Source organism: Psychrobacter sp. ASPA161_9, from assembly GCF_051970275.1.
Taxonomy (GTDB): Bacteria; Pseudomonadota; Gammaproteobacteria; order Pseudomonadales; family Moraxellaceae; genus Psychrobacter.
This window is the reverse complement of the sequence record NZ_JBEFNI010000001.1, coordinates 607,446-629,306: the sequence shown is the minus strand read 5'-3', so window position 1 is coordinate 629,306 and position 21,861 is coordinate 607,446. Positions and strand designations below refer to the sequence as shown.

Here is a 21,861-nt window from a genome sequence, read left to right as displayed (position 1 = left end):
CTAAACGAGAAAAGATCATGACGTTTTTACTAACGCTGCTAGCGGCGATTTTTGTCTTAGGGCCTCTGATTGCACTGCATGAATGGGGTCACTATATAGTGGCACGACTATGCGGCGTCAAAGTGCTGACGTATTCTATTGGTTTTGGCCCAAAGCTGACTGGCTGGACGAGCAAAAAAAGCGGTATTGACTACCGTATATCTATGCTGCCATTGGGTGGTTATGTCAAAATGCTTGATGAGCGGGAAAGTGAGGTAGCAAAAGATGAGCTGCATTTGGCCTTTAATCGCCAGCATCCGCTAAAAAAGATTGCTATCGTTGCTGCTGGTCCAATCATGAACTTTATTATCGCGATTGCGCTATTTTGGGTATTGTTTATGACCCCATCTGAGCAATTGGCCACTAAGATTGGACAAGTTTTACCAGATACTCCAGCGGCAATGGCACAGTTGCCAGTCGGGGATAAAATTATCGCGATTGATGGTCATGAAGTACAGACGTGGGAAGGCATTAATTATCGCTTGGCAGGACGGATGGGTGAGACAGATAACGTCAGCATCACTCTGCAATCAGATGAACAATCTACGGATGCTGCGAAGACCTATCAAGCACCTGTGACGCAGTTTATGCAAGGCGATGCTAAAGGAAAAGATGCGTTAACCAGTTTTGGAATGTTACCTTGGCAACCACAGATTGCGCCAATCGTTGGTGACTTATCTGCTGATGGCGCAGCGCTTCGTCAAGGCTTAGCAGTAGGCGATCGCATCACTGCGATTAACGATAAAGAAATCAAAGATTGGATTAGCGCCACACGAATTATTCGTGATAATCCAGAAGTACTACTAAGCTTTACCGTCATACGTGATGGCAAGACAGTACAGCTACAAATTATGCCACAAGGCAAGAAAGACAATCTTGGTAATGCCTACGGTCAGATTGGCGCTATGGTTGAACAATCTGAGATTGTCATTCCTGATGCGTATAAAACCACGGTGGTCTACGGCCCTGGTGAAGCAATGGTAAAATCGTTTGAAAAAACTGAACAGCTGGCAGTAATGACAGTCAGCTCAATGGGAAAAATGATATCAGGTATGATCGGTCTTGATAATTTATCTGGACCTATTACTATCGCTAAAGTCGCTAAACAGAGCTTTGATATCAGCTGGGAGATGGTGCTATCTACTGCTGCTTTGATCAGCCTAAGCTTGGCAGTTTTGAATCTATTACCAATTCCTGTATTAGATGGTGGCCATATTGTGTACTATCTTATCGAGTTGATTCGCGGTAAGCCGTTATCGGAAGGGGTCCAAACCGTAGGATTAAATATTGGTTTACTCTTGCTGGCAGGTTTCATGGTGTTAGCGATTGGTAATGATATCAGTAGGCTGTTTTAGGTAAATGTAGTGTAACTTGTCAAGTAAGGCACGATACACTAACGTCTGCACAGATATCATGTTATGGTTATTCGGTTGATTTAACATCGTTGCTGCATCGATGCGACTGTACTAATCGTAATTTTTAGTTTATTTTATGATGCGTTTTATATAAAGTGTCATCTGTCATCCCATGTTTAAGTCGCAGACAGTGTGCTAATTGGGCTAGACAAAATACGCTTTTTAACTTAACTTAAGCAAGTTTTTTATTGACGGATAGTGTTTATGCGTACGCCTTTATTTATGAGTGCGGCTGGGTTGCCGTTAGTTGTAGCGATGATGAGTATGCCTGCACAGGCGGCAAACTTTGTGGTCACCGATATTGGCTTCAATGGTCTACAACGCCTAACCCCTGATAGTCTTTATCCAGTTTTACCTGTTACAGTAGGTGACACGGTTACAGATAGCAGTCTTGCAGCCAGTATTAAAGCACTGTATGCAACTGATAATTTTGCTAATATCCAAAGTCGTGTTGAAGGCAGTCAACTTAGTTTTGATGTCGTCGAACGTCCTATTATCGCTGAAGTTAACTTCGAGGGTAATAAGCTCATTCCCAAGGAAGGCTTAGAGCAAGGTCTTAAAAACGCTGGTCTATCCGCAGGTGATGTTCTTAAGCAGTCAACGCTACAGGGTGTTGCGAACGAGCTACAACAGCAATATATTAGCCAAGGTTACTACAATAGTAATATCGAGGTTGATCAAACGCTGCTTGATGGTAATCGCGTAAAATTAGATGTGCGCTTTATCGAAGGTAAGCCTGCCAAAGTTGTCGATATTAACGTTATCGGTAATAAGCACTTTAGTGACGAAGACATAAAAGACGTTTTTGCAGTAAAAGAATCTTCATGGACACGTCTACTGTCCAAATCTGATCGCTATGCTAAAGAGAAGCTAGCGGCTAGTTTAGAGAGCTTAAAAGCATTGTATCAGAACGATGGTTACGTGCGTTTTAACGTCGATAATGCTGTGCTTAATATCAGTGAAGATAAAAAAAGTGTGTTTATCGAAATCAGCTTAAGCGAAGGCGAGCAGTATCAATTTGGTGAGATAAACTTCTTAGGTGAGCCGAAATTTGCTAACGATGAGCTCGAAAAGCTGGTTACTTTCAAATCTAACGAGCAGTACTCGCAAGCCAAGCTTGATGCGACTACTGCCGCGCTCAAAAGTCGCTATGGTAATGAAGGCTATTATTTAGCTCAGGTTCGTCCAGTGCCACGTATCAATGACGAAACCAAAGTCGTTGATATTGACTACTACATCGATCCTGCGCGTCCTATTTATGTACGCCGTATTAACTTTAATGGCAATATAAAAACACAAGATGAAGTACTACGTCGCGAGATGCGTCAGTTAGAAGGTGCATTGGCATCTAACGATAAAATTCAGCTGTCACGTACACGTTTGATGCGTACGGGTTTCTTTAAAGCTGTTAATGTCGATGTAAAGCCAGTACCCAATCAGCCAGACCAAGTCGATATCAACTATTCTGTGGAAGAGCAGCCGTCTGGTAGCTCAACGATCGCTGCTGGTTATTCGCAAAGTGGCGGTGTAACGTTCCAGTTAGATCTTACTCAAAATAACTTCATGGGTACTGGTAACCGCGTCAAAGCTGCATTATCACGCTCAGAAACGCGTGACTCTTACAGCTTAGGTTACACTGATCCGTACTTTACTGAAAATGGTGTATCACAAGGTGTCAGTGCCTATTATCGTGAGACCAAATACGATGATAGAAACGTTAGTAATTATGTTACTGACTCTTATGGTGCTACGCTGAACTACAGTTATCCTGTCGATGAAACCAAGCGTGTCAGTGCTGGAGTAAACTTCGATAATACGTCAGTACGTGGTGGACGCTTCCTTGGTGTATCAAACGTCCAACAACTTGTCGATGATGGCGGTACGGTTGAAAACTTTGAGGGAAATGATGAGTTCTCTGGACGTACAGGTTTCAAAAACGACTACAATAGCTATAACCTATTGTTAGGCTGGGATTACAGTACGCTAGATCGTCCAGTATTTCCAACTAAAGGGATGAGCCATAATGTTAATGCAACCTTAGGCTTTGGCGATACGACTTATCAGAAAATGACCTATACTGGTAACCTATACTATCCTGTGTATAAAGATGTGATTGCACGCGGTTATACCAAACTTGGTTATGGTAATGACTTACCATTCTACGAAAACTTCTATGCGGGTGGTTATGGTTCTGTACGTGGTTATGAAGCATCAACCCTTGGTCCTAGATCAAAAGCTTATGATGATGCTGTAAAAGGTGTTAGTCGAATTAGAGATGAGGAAGTAGGTGGTAATGCTTTAGTAAGCTTTGGTAGTGAACTAATCTTGCCGATGCCATTCAAAGGCGATTGGGCAGACCAAGTACGCCCAGTGTTATTCGCTGAAGGCGGTCAAGTGTTTGATACTACCGATAAAGAAGATCGCACTTTCTTAGATCCAGCTAACAATAATAAAGACACGGGTGTACCGCTTCTCACGCAAGACAATGATTTACGTTTTAGTGCGGGCGCTGGTATTACTTGGTACACACCAATCGGTCCAATCTCTCTTAGTTATGCTGTACCCATCGGTGATAAAGAGAACGACGAGACTGAGAAAGTCCAGTTCCAGATTGGCAGCACGTTCTAGTCAGGATTACTCTTTAAGAGTCATTCCATATTGAAGTGGCTCTTAAATATAGGTATTGGTACTGCTTTACGCCTATTATTTTAGTTGGTCGCTAAACTGAAATTCCAGCTTGGCGCCAGTTTTATTTTTATTAATCATATTAACGCTAATTATGATAACGATTGAACAACTTATCTTCCAAATTGAGCAGCGCCAGCCAGTATTAAATAAAGCTGAGCTTAGTGCTGCCCAATTATGTCAGTCTTTAGATGGTGTCGGTAGTCTGACTGATGCAAATAGCATGCAGCTGAGCTTCTTAGCAGATCCACATTATATATCTAGTCTGGCGTCTAGTCAGGCTGGCGCGGTTCTCGTTACTGAACAATATCGCATGCAAGTTCCACTATCAACCATAGCACTAGTCGTAGCGTCACCTTATTTAGCTTATGCTACTAGTAGTCAGCTTTTTGCGCGTCGTATATTGAGTAATGGTATTCATCCAACAGCAGTTATTGCTAATAGCGCGGTAATCGGGGCTGATGTTCAAATTGGTCCTCATTGCGTGATTGGTGAAAATGTACATATCGGTGCGCGTAGTTGTTTGGATGCTCATGTAGTCATTGAATCATATACGCATATTGGTACTGACAGCGTGTTTAAGTCGCAGGTCGTTGTTGGACATGACTGTATTATTGGCGATTATGTTAGACTACATGCAGGTGTTAAAGTTGGTTCTGAAGGATTTGGTTTTGCACCGACGCGAGATCCGAGCAGCAGTGGTTGGGAACGTATTGCACAGCTTGGCCGTGTGATAATTGGAAACCATGTACGTATTGGTAGTAATACCTGTATTGACCGTGGGGCAATTGATGATACCGTTATCGGCGATCACGTGATTATTGATAATTTAGTACAGGTCGCACATAACGTCCGCATTGGTGCGGGAACCGCTATCGCTGCCAATACAGGTATCGCTGGTAGTACTACTATTGGCAAGCGCTGCATTATTGGCGGGGCAGTAGGTATTACTGGTCATATTGAAATCACAGATGATGTTACTTTATCAGGCATGACCATGGTGACTAAGTCTATTAAAGTTGCTGGTTCTTATTCATCAGGGACGTCGGCAATGCCAACCGCTAAGTGGCGACGGGCAGCAGTACGCTTTAAGCAATTAGGTGATGGCTAAATACATCGAATTTTAACTATCAACAATATTGTCAAAACAGTAATAGCTAACACTAGAATAAACAACACTATTAATCATAAACAGTACGCAAAAAAAGCAAGGAAGCCCCATTATGAGCGCCACAGATATAGATACTTTAAATGATGAAGACATCAAAACGCTATCTGAACAAGGCTTAACACTGCCGTTGACTTATCATACGCTCAAGCACTATCTGCCACATCGTTATCCGTTTATGTTGGTTGATAAAATCACCGCTTGTAAGCCTGGTGAATGTATTACTGGTATCAAAAATGTGACCATCAATGAAGAGTTTTTTAATGGTCACTTCCCTGACGAGCCTATTATGCCAGGGGTGTTAATGGTTGAGTCTATGGCTCAAGTTTCAGGGGTGTTAGGCTTTATTAGTGCTGGTTTGACCGCAGAGGATGGTTATTTATATCTGTTTGCAGGGGTTGATAAGGTTCGTTTTAAACGCCGAGTGATTCCTGGTGACCAGCTAATTATCCGCGCCAAAACAGTGATGCAAAAGCATGGTATCTATAAGTTCGATTGTACAGTACACGTTGAAGATGAGCTGGCTGCTAGTGCTCAGGTGATGATAGCTCGTCAAGAGCAATAAAGAGCTAGTAATACTAATTGCTTTTAAATTAATAGTTGGCTAGCGTGTTTAAAGATTGACGTCAATACTGGCGATGAGAATAATCATTAATAATCATATTTATGATCGGAATTAGTATTAGCATTATCATTAAGGCTAGACTATCTGTTTTACCATTTACTCGCATCAAATGATACAAAGGCCTGCATTATGAGTCAGATTCATCCCACAGCGCTCATCTCACCATCTGCTACGATTGATGAGACAGCAATTATCGGACCATATTGTATCGTTGGTGATGAGGTAACGATAGGTGCGCACACCATTTTGCATCGTCATGTGGTAGTGACTAAACTAACGCGTATTGGTAAACATAATGAGATCTTTCAGTTTGCAAGTATCGGTGAGAACCCACAAGATTTGAAGTACGCTGGTGAGCGCACTTGGCTTGAGATTGGTGACCATAATAGTATTCGTGAAGCTTGTAGCTTGCATCGCGGTACTGTGCAAGATAAAGGCTTGACCAAAATTGGCAGTCATAATTTATTCATGGTTAATACCCATGTCGCTCATGATTGCTTAATAGGCAATCATAATGTCGTAGCGAATAATGTGGGTATTGCAGGACATGTGACTATTGGTAACAATACGGTTATAGGTGGTAACTCAGGTATACATCAGTTTTGCCGAGTAGATGATTATAGTTTAGTCGGCGGTGCTAGCTTAATCTTAAAAGATGTTGCTGCCTTTACTATGGTATCAGGTAACCCAGCACATGCGCATGGACTTAATATCGAAGGCATGCGTCGCAAGGGCTGGTCACAACAAACCATTGATGCATTACGCCAAGCTTATCTCACTATATTTAGATCTGGGCTAACGACTGTACAATCTCTTAAAGTTCTACAGGAAGATTTACTACCAAAAGAGCCAAAAATCCAGTTGCTCATTGACTCGTTGCAGCATAGTAAACGTGGTGTGGTACGTTAGCATAGTACTACCAAGTCACTAAATCCTTTTATATCAACCCCCGTATTTAAACGAGCCATACATAATTGTTATGGCTTTTTATGTTTATGACTACTTGACTTTTTTGGCCGCTTAGCAGAAACTGAGCGTTTACGGTATTGTAAACAATTCTTTCTTAATGTTGCTGAGCGCGTCACATTGATGCGTTGACTAAATAGCTTGATATTAATTATAACTATTTATAATAATCAGGGATGATTATGGACAGCATTAAGTGAAGCACGAGGAAAGAAAAATGGCTATCAATAAAAAAGAACATGCTCAATGGAGTTCAAGCTTTGGTTTTGTACTGGCAGCAGTAGGATCAGCAGTTGGTTTAGGAAATATATGGAAATTTCCATATATGGTCGGTGAGAGCGGTGGTTCAGCTTTTGTTATTGCTTACTTGTTCTGTATCGCGTTGGTTGGTTTTCCAATCTTAGTAGCCGAATGGTTAATCGGTCGCCGTGGCCAAAAAAACCCTATCAACTCCTTTGCGGATGTAGCAGCAAGCGAAGGCAAATCACGTAGTTGGGGTATTGTTGGTGCTACTGGTATCTTAGGCGGCTTCTTAATTCTATCGTTTTATAGCGTTATTGGTGGGTGGGCACTTAACTATATTACTAAAGTAGGTACAGGGAGTTTTACAGGTCAAGATAGTGATTCTGTCGCTGCGACCTTCGATGCTATGCTAGCTTCAGCAGGTACGTTGACGATTTGGCATACCGTATTTATGATCATTACTGCTTTGATCGTTGGTATAGGTGTGACTAAGGGTATTGAAAATACTGCTAAAATTTTAATGCCGCTATTAGGTGTTATTTTATTCGTTATCGTTGGTTACAACGTTATGAACGGCGGTTTTGGCGAGGCAGTTAGCTATTTGTTTGCCCCAGACCTTAGCAAGTTGACTGCTGATGTGATGCTCGCAGCATTAGGTCATGCCTTCTTTACGCTATCTATTGGTATGGGTATCATGGTTGCTTATGGCTCATATCTGGGTCGTGAAGTGAACTTACTCAAAACGGCACGTACTGTTGTTATTCTCGATACAGTTATTGCTTTGGCTGCTGGGTTAGCAATCTTCCCAATCATCTTTAACAATGGTCTTGATCCTGCTTCAGGTCCTGGACTTATCTTTGTAAGCCTACCGATTGCTTTTGGTAGTATGGGCGCTGGTACTATTATTGGTACTTTGTTCTTCTTATTGATTACTTTTGCTGCAGTAACTTCGTCAATCTCATTACTTGAGCCGACAGTTGAGTTTCTAGAAGAGCGCACTTCAATGAGTCGTACTGTATCGACTATTGTGGCAAGTACGGTAATTTGGCTGCTAGGTATTGCTGCACTGTTATCATTTAACCTATGGTCTGATTTTACTATTATGGGTAATGGTATCTTTGATATTCTAGACAAAATCACTAGTAAATTCATGTTACCTTTAACAGGTCTTGCAGCGATCGTATTCCTTGGTTGGAAAATGGATCAGAATAGTATCCAGCAGGAGCTTGGCTTGTCCAATGGTGCTTGGCAGCTTTGGCAAGTAGTGGCTAAATTTGTTGCTCCGATTGCCGTGGTTGTAGTATTTATTACCACGCTAATAGGTTAGAGCTTGCGAGTGTTAAGCCATAAAATTGGTAAGTAGTAAAAAAGGGCTTAAGAATTATCTTAAGCCCTTTTTTTATGCGTGCCAATCTCAAAAACTATGATTAGCGCAGGTTTAGCTCAGGAACCGTTTGACCGCGCTTACTGTAAAACTCACTAACGAACTCATCGAAGATGTCTTGTTCAATAGCGTCTCTGATACCTTGCATCAAACGCTGGTAATAACGTAAGTTATGAATCGTTGCTAATTGAGCGCCTAGCATCTCTTTGCACTTATTAAGATGATATAAATAGGCACGGCTAAAGTTTTGGCAAGTATAGCAGTCGCACTCAGGATCTAATGAGCCTTCATCGTTACGATACTGGCTATTACGGATACGTACCACACCAGCGTTGTCTGTGTCGCCTGTGACGAAGTAATGACCGTTACGGGCGTTACGAGTCGGCATGACGCAGTCAAACATATCGACACCTCGGCGCACTGCTTCAACGATATCTTCAGGCTTACCAACACCCATGAGATAACGTGGCTTGTCTGCTGGCATCGCATCTGGCATATAATCTAAAACATCCATCATCTCATCTTTTGGCTCACCAACAGACAGACCACCTATTGCATAACCATCGAAACCAATCTCTAGTAGACCTTCAAGTGATTGCTTGCGCAAATCTGGGTACATACTGCCTTGGATGATGCCGAATAGGGCATTGGTACTGCCTAATCTGTTATGCTCGTCGACGCAGCGCTGTCCCCAACGTAGTGATAGCTCTAAAGATTTTTTGGCTTCATCGTGAGTCGCTGGATAAGGCGTACATTCATCAAATTGCATGACGATATCTGAGTTTAAGCTATATTGAATCTGCATCGACTTTTCTGGTGATAAAAACACCTTAGCACCATCAATAGGGGATTTGAAGTCGACCCCTTCTTCAGTAATTTTACGCATTGCGCCAAGGCTAAATACTTGGAAACCACCCGAATCGGTTAGGATAGGCTTATTCCAATGCATAAATTTGTGCAAGCCACCGAATTTATCGATAACTTCGGTACCTGGACGTAGCCATAAGTGGAAGGTGTTACCTAACACGATATCAGCGCCAATGGCTTCAATATCACGTGGCAGCATACCTTTGACCGTACCATAAGTACCAACGGGCATAAAAGCAGGCGTTTGCACGTCGCCATGATTGAGATGAACTGTACCACGGCGTGCACGCGTCTCGCCGCTGGCCGTTTTATGTAAGACAAATTGCATATAATAACCGCTATTTAAGCTATGAAAATGGCGCTAATTATAGCATTGTTAGCCATTTTTTGGACATAGATGTTTATGGGTTATCAACTTTATGGCTCATTCAACATAGGTATTGGATATTGTCCAGCTACAACCAAAAGATACAGACAGCGCAACTTAATGCTTGTTAAAGTAGAAAACGAGGTAATGAAGTATGGTACTAACAAAAGCCGTCAAGCACTGCTTTTGAATAGTGGAGACATAATATGACCAAAGCAATCTGTTTACTACTAAGCAGCTTATTATTTATATCAGGAGCAGCTATGGCTACCGAAGAGCCAGACTATACCGTTTTGTCACAAATTGATGATTTTGAATTGCGTCGTTACGATGAGCAGCTGGTGGCGCAGACTTGGGTAACAGGTGATCAAGACGCTGCCAGCCGCGAAGGATTTAAGATATTAGCAGATTACATCTTTGGCAATAATACCGCGCCAAGCGGGGAAAGTAGCAAGGTTAGTATGACGGCTCCCGTTACCATGCAGCCTGAAGTTAAAAAAGGTAGCGATGAATCACAGAAAATTGCCATGACTGCACCAGTAAATATGCAACAAGCCGATGGTAAATGGCGCGTACAATTTACTATGCCAAGCCAATATACAATGCAAACATTGCCTAAACCAAATAATTCAAACATCACGATTAAAGAAATACCCGCGCAGACTTATGGCGTTATTAAATTCTCAGGGTTGGCAGGCAGTAAAAAGGTAGCAGAAAAAACGCAGGAGTTGCAGTCTTGGATGAATACACAGAAATTGGAAATGACTGGAGTTCCTGAATTAGCACGCTATAATCCGCCATGGACGCTGCCATTTATGCGCCGCAATGAAGTTATGATTGCTTATCAGCCAAAATAATACTAGCCTCAAAGCATATGACTAGCAGTGTCGAATTTGCTAAGTCTACCAAATATAATACCTATACTCTTTTTCCGTGCTACTCACATTTTTGGAAATGATATACCCATAAAAAAAGACAGCAAGCGCTGTCTTTTTCGTATTTGACTTTTAGAGGAATAATCTTAGCTGTTTTGCTCACGGATGATGTTTAGCATACGGCGTAATGGTTCAGCTGCACCCCATAATAGTTGGTCGCCAACCGTAAAGGCCCCTAGATATTCAGGACCCATATTAAGCTTACGCAAGCGCCCTAATGCTACTGTCAAAGTACCCGTTACTGCCACTGGTGTTAAGCGGTTCATGGTGGCTTCCTTATTATCTTCGACCAAATCTAACCACTCATTGCCACTGTTTTTCAGTGCTGCTTCAATTTCTTCTAACGGAATATCTTTTTTTAGCTTAATAGTTAGACCTTGTGCATGACAGCGCATTGCACCAATGCGCACACACATGCCATCGATAGGAATGTTGTTAGCTTCAGAGTTGCCAAGAATTTTATTGGTTTCAACGCCACCTTTCCACTCTTCACGTGACTGCTTGTTTTCTAGTTGCGCATCAATATAGGGGATCAAACTACCGGCTAATGGTACGCCAAAGTATTGCTTAGGAAAGTCGTCCGAGCGTTGAGTTTGGGCGATTTTTTTATCGATTTCAAGGATGGCGCTTGCAGGATCAGCCAGCTCGTCTTTGACAGCATCATGTAGTACGCCCATACCATTAATTAACTCACGCATATTGTTTGCGCCTGAGCCACTCGCTGCTTGATAAGTCATGGCACTGACCCATTCGACCCAGCCTTTGTTAAATAACTCACCGATAGCCATTAGCATCAGTGACACCGTACAGTTGCCACCGATAAAGTCTTTTTTGCCATTGGCTAGGGCACTATCAATAACAGTACGATTGACTGGATCAAGAATGATAATGCTATCGTCTTCCATGCGTAATGTGCTTGCCGCATCAATCCAATAGCCATTCCAGCCATTTTCACGCAATGGTTGGTGTACTTTTGAGGTATAGTCGCCACCTTGGCAGGTAATAATTACATCACAATCACTTAGTGCTGCAATATCATGAGCATCTTTTAGTTGGCTGGTCTTAATACCATCAAAGCTTGGAGCATTACCACCAGCGTTACTGGTTGAAAAAAATACGGGTGTAATACCATCGAAGTCATTTTCTTCTTGCATACGTTGTATCAATACTGACCCAACCATACCGCGCCAGCCTACCAAACCTACTGTTAAATTACTCATGAAACTTAATCCTTCTTACAATTATTTATTGCATCGCCAACCAATAACAATGCCGTGAATAGCTATAAAAAGCAAGGATTTTTAATTAATTTTAAGCATTTTCTATTCACTATTAATTATGATAATTATAACTTTTAGTTATTGCTATTGTAATAATATTCATTAGATTTACTAATCTTTAATAGTATTGAGTTAAAATAGGGTTAAATGTTTAGCTCTTTATTTATGGTAGGGGTCAAAATTGTAGTATTTTACGGAAGGCTAGGCTTAATTAATGTTCAATAGTAGGCTATAGTCTTATGAAATGCTAAAGTAGGCTTCTATTATCACTTTAGATGAGAAGAATACAGGCTTTTGTCATCTAATGATGACGGATATAATTATCACTTCAACCATCAATTTAATAAACGGTTAATACATACTATGGATCTCTCCCTATTATATTATGGCGCACAGTGGTTAGCAGGGTTTATCGCATTTGTAACGATATGGGGTTGGTTGCCTCTTGATAATTGGTGGGTGCGAGGTGTTGAATTTCCCCGTATTCAGATAATGGTACTAGGCGTCATTGCATGGGTTAGCATGTTAATGTTTTGGCCAGACTGGCAGTTAGGACAATGGTTGTTATTTATAGCTCTAAGTCTTACTTTGGCTTTTCAGCTCAGAATGGTATTACCATATACTAAGCTTTGGAAAAAAGAAGTTCAGAATGCAAAAGACAAACTAGAAGGGCAAGCCCATCAGCTTAAAATAATGGTATCAAACGTCCTTACTCCCAATGATAAAATGCAAAAATTGGTCGATTTGGTTAATCAAAGACAGCCTGATATTTTAATTACGTTGGAGAGTGATGAGAAGTGGGAAAAAGCTCTACATCAAATTGAAGCAGATTATCCTTATACTGTAAAAGTACCGCTAGACAATCTGTATGGTATGCATCTATATTCTAAGCTTGAGCTGATAGATCCTCAAGTTAAGTATTTAATGATAGATGATATACCCTCTATTCATACTCAGATGCGCCTGCAAAGTGGTCGAGTTATTTGGTTGTACTGCTTACACCCGATGCCGCCAAGTCCGACGGAAGCAGATAAGTCAACTACCCGTGATGCTGAGCTACTTATGGTTGGCAAACACATCAAAGATAATGATCAAACCGCGATATTAGCGGGTGATCTCAATGATGTAGCATGGTCAAAGACGACCCGCCGCTTTCAACGCATTTCAGGTTTATTAGATCCGCGTATCGGTCGACATTTTATTAATACCTTTCATGTCAAATATCCGTTTTTACGCTGGGCACTAGATCATATATTTCATAGTGCTTGCTTTACCGTGGTTGATATTCAGCGTATGCCTTCTATTGGCTCTGATCATTTCCCTGTTATGACTACTTTACAGTACGAACCAGAAGAGGCGAGTAAGCAGGAACAAAATGCTCCTACCGCTCAAACTGAAGATATCAAAGAAACAGAAAACAAAATTGAAGAAGGCAAAAAGGAAGGAACCAAACTCTCAAAAGAGCATGCAGAAGAACAGGCGGATTTTAGTTAACATCATCTTTTAGCGCGCAGCTATTCTTTCTATTCAGTTAGGCGGATAAATGTAAGCTAAAGCGTACAACAAATAGGGTTTTTAGCCTCTAGCTACTCATATATGATTCCAATACAATAGCACCATCAACACAAGGATAGGCAAGGAGGCGGTGTTGAGACAGTAGCAATACAAGAACAGGTCAGCCCGCTGTCTTATAGGCTACTGTTTGTGACTTAGGATGAGTCGCGAAGGAAGAAACAATAATAATAACAATATGAAGCGTTAAAGCCCCGAACCAATCGCCCTAGGTTCGGGGCTTTTCTTTGTGTACTATTTCGTTAAATGATAGGGTTCTACCAAACTAAATACAGTAGCTCTAAATATAAAAAGCATATGCATTTGCATATACCTTTAAAAGCAATAATGATTTTCAAGCACGTTTATCTCACCCACAATCATCTCTTTGAAATAAGATAGGTTACTTCAATTGTTAGTTAAACCAGTTATAATTACAAACCCACTTCTTCTTGAGTAAGTACACTGATTTTGATGGGTACAGCGTACAACCATGTCATACCAGCGGTACAGAAAAATTTTCCATCGCGAAAAGACACAATACGAGCCGTAAAGTCATTATCAATTTGATCGCTAATAGCACGCTCATCACTATCATCGTCTACTGCACACCAAATCTGTTTATCGCCACGATCTAACATCGCTCGAGTTAAGTCGCTACCAGTTAATTTATTGTCCACGTTTATGTATCCTAAATATCAAATATGATTATGGAGGTGTAAAAGATGCACTGCGAAGCAGTGTTTTTATATTTATAATATCCATGACAGTCCCTAAAATGCTACCTCATGAGATTTTTCATTTATAGCAATGAGATTAATGAAAAACTACTTGGGCTTAGCAAACTGTTGGAGCATTATATTTACCAAACATCAGCTGATTGTTACAGTTATTGTGAATAATGGTTAGGAATAGTACAAACAGTTATAAAAGGATTTAAGTTAACAATAAACCAACAAAACCAAACTCTAGTTGGTTGTAATAATACTAGCATATAATAAGCGACTTGCGGGGCGTAAAAAACATTGAGATTTCTTAATGATTAATTGAAAATTTAATTGCTATAAACAGATTTTAAAATAATAAAAAGGGCATATACATCTGTATATGCCCTTAAAAATCTATCAGCTGTAACTTAAGCTAAAAATATGATATCTAGATATCAATTAAGCACTTGGATGTAAGCACCAGCACGTAACTCTTGTAACCAATCTTCTTGGGCTTGTGGTGCTAAGCGTTGATACAGTGCTTGACGAGCCATGTTGCGGCGATACTGCTCGCTGACATCCTGTTGGCGTTTACCTTCGACTTTTAAAATATGCCAACCAAACTGAGTTTTAAAGGGCGCAGAGTAATCACCAACGGTAGTGTTTTTCATAACAGCTTCAAATGGGCCAACCATATCTTCTTCGCTTACCCAATCAAGATCACCGCCACGTCCCGCTGAACCTGGATCATCTGAATAAGTTGATGCTAGATCTGCAAAATCTGCACCTTTACGTAGCTGATCATATAGATCGTTAATCTTCTGTTCAGCAAGTGCATCAGTTTGTAGCTCATCCACTTTGACCAATATATGACGAGCATGCCACTGCGGTATAATCATAGTGTCACTAGCTTTTTTATTAGCCAGTTTAATAATATCAATGCCTTCAGGGGTCACTAGTGGAGCGCTAACGGCACCAACTTCAAGCTTAGTAATCTCGCTAGAGAGCTCTATGGGCAGAGCAGCAGCTTTATGAAAGCCCATATCGCCACCTTGCAACGGAATTGGATAGCTGCCCTGGGCTGCGGCTACGGCAGCTTCAACATCGACATTTGGCGCTTGTAGACGAGTACGTAATGCTTGAGCGACTTTTAGCGCCTCACTACGCTGAGCTTCAGATAAGCGACTATAGTCATCTATATACGGTACGCGAACGTGAATAGTTTGATATTCACTTTGATTTAGGCGCTTGGCTTCCGGAGAGTTCAAAAACGCATCAATATCTTGCTCACTGATACGTACACGGCTGGTGATTTGGCGCTGTTGCAAAGACTGAATAGCAGCGTCTTCAATCAGTTGTGCACGTAAAGCGGCATAGCTTCCTGCTTGATTGGCATCTAGACGTTGCTGTAGAGCACTAATACTACCAAGTCCTTCAGACTGAGCAATTTGTGCAAGACGTTGATTGATGGCTGCTTCATCGGCCTTGAGACCGACACGATTGATTAACGAGAGTTGCAACTCACGTAGAATCAATGCATTTAATACCTCAGACTGCAATTGCGCTGAATTGGCGATAGGCTCGCCAGCTGCTTGCGCACGTGCTTGGGTTTGAGCAATAGCATCGACTAAATCGCTTTTTAAGATAGCGTTATCATTGACTAGAGCAATAATACCGTCAGTACTATTAGCAGGCGTTAAGCGAGCATTGTTGTTTTGACTAGCAGTTGCAACGTTTGGTTGCGCATTTGCAGGTTTAACAGTTGCTGCTTGACTACTAAAGCTTATTAAAATGCCTGCGCTCATACCCATAGAAATTAGTACAGCACGGCTGGTCTGACGTAAAGAAAAAAATCTCATGATGCTCCTCATCAATGTCATCGCATCGGATGGTGTTTGGGCAATGATCTTCATAATTATTCGCAGGTTACATTACAAATAATCATATATTGAATACTCTTGCCCACAATGTTATTACGTGATTATTTAGTCTATTGAATTGCTTCAATTACTACATTATCGCTCGTTAATTTAAGACTGCTAAATCAATATTTCTAAAAATTTCTGCTAATCTTTCCAAGCAGTTTGTACTGGCTCAAAGCCTAAGACCTTATCCGCAAGTAAGCGGGTGAGACGACTGCTACCACTGCCAAGCCCGTTGAGCCTAATCTCTGCCATAATCGCTTGCGTAGGTTTCTCTTTAAGGTTTAAATCATTATAGTAGCGGCGACCATAAACTGCAAAACCAATACAGCAGTCTTCATAATCAATACCGACGAGTGCATCTAGCATTTTATCACTACGATAATCGTATTGTCCTTGTGCCAACACGCGCCAACTGTTATTAACAGGGAAAATTGCCGATGCTGTAAATGCAGATAATGGCAATTGATCAGTATTTTCATCACGCTGGCGTTTGACAAAACCGACGTTAAATAAGCTATTATCTGACGGCTGATAGCGTAGCTCTGTCGTAAGATAATTGAGGTCGTAGCTGTTATTTAAAGCGCCACTAACATCAACCCATACGTTATTGTAAGGTTGGGTGCTAGCATTCCATACCATTCCAGATGATGAGGTGTTAAATACTGGCGTCTGATCATCAAGAGTGACGCGCCCATCACCATGATAGAACTGCTCTGCAATGCTACCATCAAAACGTGTCACACCCGTTGCGTCGATGTAACGATAATTGATACCTGGAGTAATAGCATGCAAGTCTTGCAAGCGATCATGTCCTAAGAACCAACTGTCCGAAAATAGCTGTTCATAGTTAATAGACGCAATACGAGTATTGAAGTTAGGAATATCGTTTTGGTCTTCAAATGGTGAGTAAGTATATTTTAGACGCGGACTAAGTAGCTGATAGCCGCCCATTGTATCGTCGAAGGCACCAAATGGTGAACCAGGGCGATAAAAGTGCAGACCAGCATCAATACTAGCTTGTGGTACAAATACTGATTGATTACCGTCCTCTTTATTTAATTGGTTATCCTCTAAGCTATCTTGATCATACGAGGTGTACAGGTGTTGCAGGCTAAGCTTGGGTTTTACATAACCCCATGCAGCTTCAATCGGATAAGTAGTGCTTAACTTGTTATAGACACGTACACCGCTCTTTTCATCTTCAGAACCATCATCAATGGATTTTTTGAAGTAAGCTGAGTCGTGAACGCCAGTAATATCAAAGGCATCTAACCATGGTAGGCGGTAATTTAATGATAACTGTGGTAGACGTGAGTAGGGCTTATCTTTATCTTCTAGCGCATCGCCTGCGTTAGTAAATGCACTGAGCGTTTGGAACGTTTCAAGTTTTAGCTCACCATTAACATAATCATTATAATAATTAAGTCGGGCACGTCTTGGCAGGTTCAACGTATTGTCTGATAAACCCAGCGTATCAAAGTCGTTAAGGTAGTCTTCGTCAGACACATAACTGTACTTCGCATCACCACTCAAACGTGGAATGCTATTCGATGACCAATAATGATCATAGAAAAAGCTACTCCGATCCTCATCGTCATACTCTTTGTCATTAGGTAAATATGAGCCGTTAAAGATACCTTCGCCATATTGCTCAGTTAAATAACGGAACTCACCTGAGAGCATAGGATTACGATTGGTGTAGATATGAGTGTTTAGGGTAGCATCGTAATTGGGTGCTAAATTGAAATAATAAGGAATATCGATTTCGAGACCACTTTCGCTACCAATACTGGCACTAGGTAATAAAAATCCACTACTACGGCGACTGTCGATAGGGAAGTTGAAGTAAGGTAAGTAAAATACAGGAACATCAGCGATACGGAAGGTAGTATTATAAGCTTCGCCGCGCCCTGTCTCAGTATCTAGATCAATGCTTTTAGCATCGAATTGCCACTTGCGATTTGTGGGCGGACAGGTGCTGAACATCACCTCATCAAGCTCATACTGAGTGTCGTTAGGTCGATTCAAACGCTTGGCGTAGCCATGTGCTTGCAATTCCACACTGGCAAAAGCCACTTCATCAGCAGTTGATTGTCCAGTCTCGGTATTATAAGCCAAGTTATCTGCAATACCGATGAGACCACCTTGTGTAGCCCTATTAGTGATGCTAGCTCTACCATTGTTTCTAGTGTTGTTGTTACCGGTGGCTTGGTCAGTAAACATCACCTTGCCTTGCGCAGCAGCAACGCCATTGGTCAAATCAAGCACGACTTTATCGGCTTCAATATGCTGAGTGCCTTGGTCGATAATGACGTTGCCTGATAGCTCAGCATAATCTACATTATCGTAGTAGCCGTAATCAGACTCCGCAAACAGTGGCGCTTGATTATTAGGAACGCCGTTAAGATTGGTATTTGCCTGTCCACCTGCTTCATTTACTGCGCGCTGGTAATTAGGATTACGTTTAGGATTAACCCATTGGCCTTCACAGCGCTGAGCGCTATCTACGACCCTTGGAAGTAGCCTTAAGTTTTCACCTACTTTTGGAATGGTTTGCGGCGTAGGCGTTAGCGTATTTTGAATACCGTCTTGTTCAGAGCTAGTAGTTTGTTCAGAGTTTATAGTATTGTCATTATTTCTTAAAGTTGACGGATCAGTATCTGGAGTCAGCTCATAAAATTCTGCTAAACGCATCAGACTGTCTTGAACACTTTCATCATTAAGATTAAGACGACTGTTATCAATTGCTGAATTCTTATTCGTATTTTGACGTGTCTGCGTTGAACTCTTACTATCGCTTTTATTGAATGATCGCTCTGCTTCAAGAGCTAGATTTTGAGTAGTTTCAGTTACTGGCAGCGCAGCTGTGGTGTCAGTTTCAGTAATTACATTATTAGCAGTTAATTTGTTATTAGAGTTGAAATCATCGCTAGAAGTTAAGTTATAACTGGTATCTTTAGTCTGATTGCTAATTGGCGCGACAGCAATTTGCTCAGAGTTGGCAAGCTCAATAGTGGTTGAAGAGTCCAAATTTGTCTTTGGTATAGTGCTTAATTCATTACTATAGCTATTGCTGTATTCTTTGGTAGGAGCACTAGCAATACTAGGGCTGTCAGAGATTAACGGTGCTGCCTGCTTATCATCGCTCATTATTGTAGCAGCGCTCACAGTCAAGCCGGTCAAGCTCAAGGCACCAAATAAAATCAAACGAATGCTTTGGTAAAGCGGAGAATATAACAAGGGCACACCTATGATTGCAAAGCCTATGGGGTTGCGATATTTGGTTCAGTTGTATATTTTAATCTCGTCCTATATCTAAGCTAGACTGATAAAAAACCAGTTTGAGCCAATAAAAACGAGTCAATAGCAAAGGTATATCTGACCACTATACGATAATATAGATTTGGATATCCGGTCATATTACAACTATTGATGAGTTATCATAGTCAAAAAAAACCAAATCAGCTACACTATTCATCAAATTTTATGACGTAGCAAGACGTTTTTACCATTAATGCTCAGCACAGCGCATAAAATGAGGCTTAAAAATAACCTAAAACGTCCAGCAAATAAAAATAGCTCGTCATTTTAGCAAGTATTCACTTTATTTATTACTAATTTAGTCATTAATGCTAGGTATTTTTGACGATTGTATTTTCAGTATTATTGTTCTTACAATTATCAAGTACTTAAGCTTATTGACTGTTAACCTGCGATGCACTTTATGACAGACAATATAGTTTTACAGCCTGATGCCAATACTAATATCAATACTGATGTCGATAACAGTACCCGTCAGCAGCAATTAGAGAACTGGTTGCAGCAAGTATTTGAAGATCAAACGTTTATTCTTGATAGCTTACCGGGTGATGCCAGTGCACGCCAGTACCATCGCATACAACTGTTTGATGCTAACAGCAGCGATGATACCCCAGCAGCACGGTATATCGTCATGGATTCCGCTGATGAGCAAGAAGCAATGCAGCAGTTTGTCAACGTTACTAAGCTGATGGCGCCTGCAATCAATGTGCCAGAGCTTATTGCCCAAGATATGGCACAAGGGTTTTTGGTACTACAAGATTTTGGAGCGACAGAGTTCGCGCACTTATTAGTTGATGCGCCAACTGCAAAGGTGAATGACTGTTACCAGTTGGCGATGAAAACATTAGTCGATTTACAAAAAACGCCTGTGCAGACAGCTCGCGTAGAGCACGAACTGCCTGATTATGATAGCGCAATGCTCAATCGTGAAATGGATTTGTTCCGTGATTGGTTCATACCTTATATTGGTGTAAGCCTTAATGAGAAGTTATGGGAAAATCTAAAATCGGCCTTAATCGATGATATTTTGATCCAACCGCAGGTGATTGTTCATCGTGATTATCACAGTCGCAATTTGATGCAAGATCAAGCAGATCATTCGCGCTTAGGCGTCATTGATTTTCAAGATGCTGTAATCGGTGCATATACTTATGATTTGGTATCGTTAGTGCGTGATGCCTATGTGGAGTGGCCAGAGAGTCAGGTATCAAGCTGGGTTAAGGATTTCTGGCAATTGCAGCAGCTAGCAACGCTACCGACAGCGGACAGTGCTGAGCAGTTTGAACATGATTTGAATGTAATGGGTGTACAACGACATCTAAAAGTATTAGGAATTTTTATTCGTTTGTCTGAGCGTGATGGTAAAAACCGCTATTTGGCTGATATTCCAAAAGTCATGCGCGATCTCATTCTTGAGTTAAATTGCCTTGCTGAGCAAGGTAGTGATGCTATGAAGCAAGCAATATTGCCGTTTAATCAATGGCTGCAAGATAGCGTATTACCTGCTTATCAAGACAAGTTTGCATCGCAATAGATGTTTAAATTTTGATGAATTGAGTCGGTTACTGAAATAATAACTTTAATAAGGAGCGTGCATGTCTGTTATAACGCAAGCAATGATTTTGGCTGCTGGCAAGGGAACACGCCTGCGTCCATTAACTCTTGAAACCCCCAAACCTTTAGTTGAAGTCGGTGGACAGCCGCTAATTGTCTGGCATATTAAAGCGTTACAAGCAGCGGGCATCACTGATATTACTATCAATGTCTCATGGCTTGCTGACAAGCTAATGGATACACTGGGCGATGGGTCGCAATATGGGGTGAATTTGCATTGGTCAGTTGAAGATAATGAGCCTTTGGAGACTGCAGGCGGGATTTTTCAAGCATTACAATCAGGTAAATTGCGAGATGAACCCTTTATCCTAGTTAACTCTGATGTCTGGACAACGTATGATTTTGCGCAATTGCAAGACTATACGCTGAGTGCCGATCAGCGTGCACATCTATTATTAATTGATAATCCAGAACATAATGATGGTGGTGACTTCGCTATCAATAATGGTTTGGCCAGTGAGAATCCAGTTGGTGATGCTGACAAATATACCTTTGCTGGTATTAGCGTAATGTCTCCCAGATTGGTTGATGGACTGGTAACGGGGCAACCAGCGGCACTAGCGCCATTGCTTAAGCAGGCGATGATTAAGTTTCAGATTACCGCTGAAGTGATTAAAGATAACTGGATAGACGTTGGTACGCCTGAGCGTCTAGTGCAAGTAAATGATTTTATTAACAGTAAAGGCGCGGATAATCATTATGGCGCTTGATTAGTACGATAATGAAAGAAGTTTGATAATAAAAAGCAGCGCTAATCTTATGATCAGCG

General features: G+C 41.2%; 15 protein-coding genes. 10 read left to right on the top strand and 5 right to left on the bottom strand.

Annotated features, from left to right (window positions below; all coding sequences use genetic code 11):
* The first annotated feature begins 17 nt into the window (after positions 1-17).
* The 6 genes from rseP (at position 18) to ACTQ9S_RS02325 (ending at position 8,468) form a co-directional block, all read left to right on the top strand.
* Positions 18-1,394 carry an RIP metalloprotease RseP gene (gene rseP / locus ACTQ9S_RS02350; RefSeq protein WP_350656571.1) on the top strand — a complete coding sequence of 459 codons (1,377 nt, stop codon included), beginning with the start codon at positions 18-20 and terminating at the stop codon, positions 1,392-1,394.
* A gap of 264 nt (positions 1,395-1,658) precedes the next feature.
* Positions 1,659-4,082, top strand: coding sequence for an outer membrane protein assembly factor BamA (bamA, locus tag ACTQ9S_RS02345; RefSeq protein ID WP_068328235.1), 2,424 nt, complete (start codon positions 1,659-1,661; stop codon positions 4,080-4,082).
* A 151-nt stretch (positions 4,083-4,233) separates the two neighbouring features.
* A complete protein-coding gene (gene lpxD / locus ACTQ9S_RS02340; RefSeq protein WP_440453569.1) occupies positions 4,234-5,250 on the top strand; it encodes a UDP-3-O-(3-hydroxymyristoyl)glucosamine N-acyltransferase in 1,017 nt (338 codons plus the stop codon).
* A 112-nt stretch (positions 5,251-5,362) separates the two neighbouring features.
* Positions 5,363-5,872 (top strand): 3-hydroxyacyl-ACP dehydratase FabZ, encoded by a 510-nt coding sequence (gene fabZ / locus ACTQ9S_RS02335; RefSeq protein WP_068036355.1) that lies wholly within the window; start codon positions 5,363-5,365, stop codon positions 5,870-5,872.
* A gap of 189 nt (positions 5,873-6,061) precedes the next feature.
* Positions 6,062-6,841, top strand: coding sequence for an acyl-ACP--UDP-N-acetylglucosamine O-acyltransferase (lpxA, locus tag ACTQ9S_RS02330; RefSeq protein ID WP_068036353.1), 780 nt, complete (start codon positions 6,062-6,064; stop codon positions 6,839-6,841).
* A 274-nt stretch (positions 6,842-7,115) separates the two neighbouring features.
* On the top strand, positions 7,116-8,468 hold the full coding sequence (locus ACTQ9S_RS02325; RefSeq protein ID WP_440453567.1) for a sodium-dependent transporter: 1,353 nt from the start codon (positions 7,116-7,118) through the stop codon (positions 8,466-8,468).
* 100 nt (positions 8,469-8,568) lie between these two features.
* Here the strand turns inward: ACTQ9S_RS02325 and tgt are convergent, their stop codons facing one another.
* Complete coding sequence (tgt, locus tag ACTQ9S_RS02320; protein ID WP_350656565.1) at positions 8,569-9,720, bottom strand: tRNA guanosine(34) transglycosylase Tgt; 1,152 nt, start codon at positions 9,718-9,720, stop codon at positions 8,569-8,571.
* Between the two features lie 302 nt (positions 9,721-10,022).
* On the opposite strand from tgt, the gene ACTQ9S_RS02315 reads away from it, so the two are divergent.
* The gene (locus ACTQ9S_RS02315) at positions 10,023-10,616 is read left to right on the top strand and encodes an SOUL family heme-binding protein (RefSeq protein WP_228138835.1); all 594 of its coding nucleotides are present in this window, start codon (positions 10,023-10,025) and stop codon (positions 10,614-10,616) included.
* 164 nt (positions 10,617-10,780) lie between these two features.
* Here the strand turns inward: ACTQ9S_RS02315 and asd are convergent, their stop codons facing one another.
* Complete coding sequence (gene asd / locus ACTQ9S_RS02310) at positions 10,781-11,914, bottom strand: aspartate-semialdehyde dehydrogenase (protein ID WP_068036343.1); 1,134 nt, start codon at positions 11,912-11,914, stop codon at positions 10,781-10,783.
* Between the two features lie 423 nt (positions 11,915-12,337).
* Between asd and ACTQ9S_RS02305 the strand changes: the two genes are divergently transcribed.
* Positions 12,338-13,468 (top strand): endonuclease/exonuclease/phosphatase family protein, encoded by a 1,131-nt coding sequence (locus ACTQ9S_RS02305; RefSeq protein ID WP_440453565.1) that lies wholly within the window; start codon positions 12,338-12,340, stop codon positions 13,466-13,468.
* Positions 13,469-13,959: 491 nt separating this feature from the next.
* On the opposite strand, the gene ACTQ9S_RS02300 is transcribed toward ACTQ9S_RS02305, so the two are convergent.
* From ACTQ9S_RS02300 to lptD, 3 genes are all read right to left on the bottom strand, one after another.
* Entirely contained in the window at positions 13,960-14,205 is a 246-nt protein-coding gene (locus ACTQ9S_RS02300; RefSeq protein ID WP_068036338.1) for a hypothetical protein, read from the bottom strand.
* A 482-nt stretch (positions 14,206-14,687) separates the two neighbouring features.
* A complete protein-coding gene (locus ACTQ9S_RS02295; RefSeq protein ID WP_440453563.1) occupies positions 14,688-16,091 on the bottom strand; it encodes a peptidylprolyl isomerase in 1,404 nt (467 codons plus the stop codon).
* A gap of 207 nt (positions 16,092-16,298) precedes the next feature.
* Positions 16,299-19,397, bottom strand: a complete 3,099-nt coding sequence (gene lptD / locus ACTQ9S_RS02290; RefSeq protein ID WP_440453561.1) for an LPS assembly protein LptD — start codon at positions 19,395-19,397, stop codon at positions 16,299-16,301.
* A gap of 484 nt (positions 19,398-19,881) precedes the next feature.
* Here lptD and ACTQ9S_RS02285 point away from each other — a divergent pair, with 484 nt between their 5' ends.
* On the top strand, positions 19,882-21,012 hold the full coding sequence (locus tag ACTQ9S_RS02285; protein WP_440453559.1) for an aminoglycoside phosphotransferase family protein: 1,131 nt from the start codon (positions 19,882-19,884) through the stop codon (positions 21,010-21,012).
* Between the two features lie 61 nt (positions 21,013-21,073).
* Positions 21,074-21,802: an N-acetylmuramate alpha-1-phosphate uridylyltransferase MurU gene (murU, locus tag ACTQ9S_RS02280; RefSeq protein ID WP_440453557.1), complete on the top strand. Its 729-nt coding sequence runs from the start codon at positions 21,074-21,076 to the stop codon at positions 21,800-21,802.
* Positions 21,803-21,861: the final 59 nt, after the last annotated feature.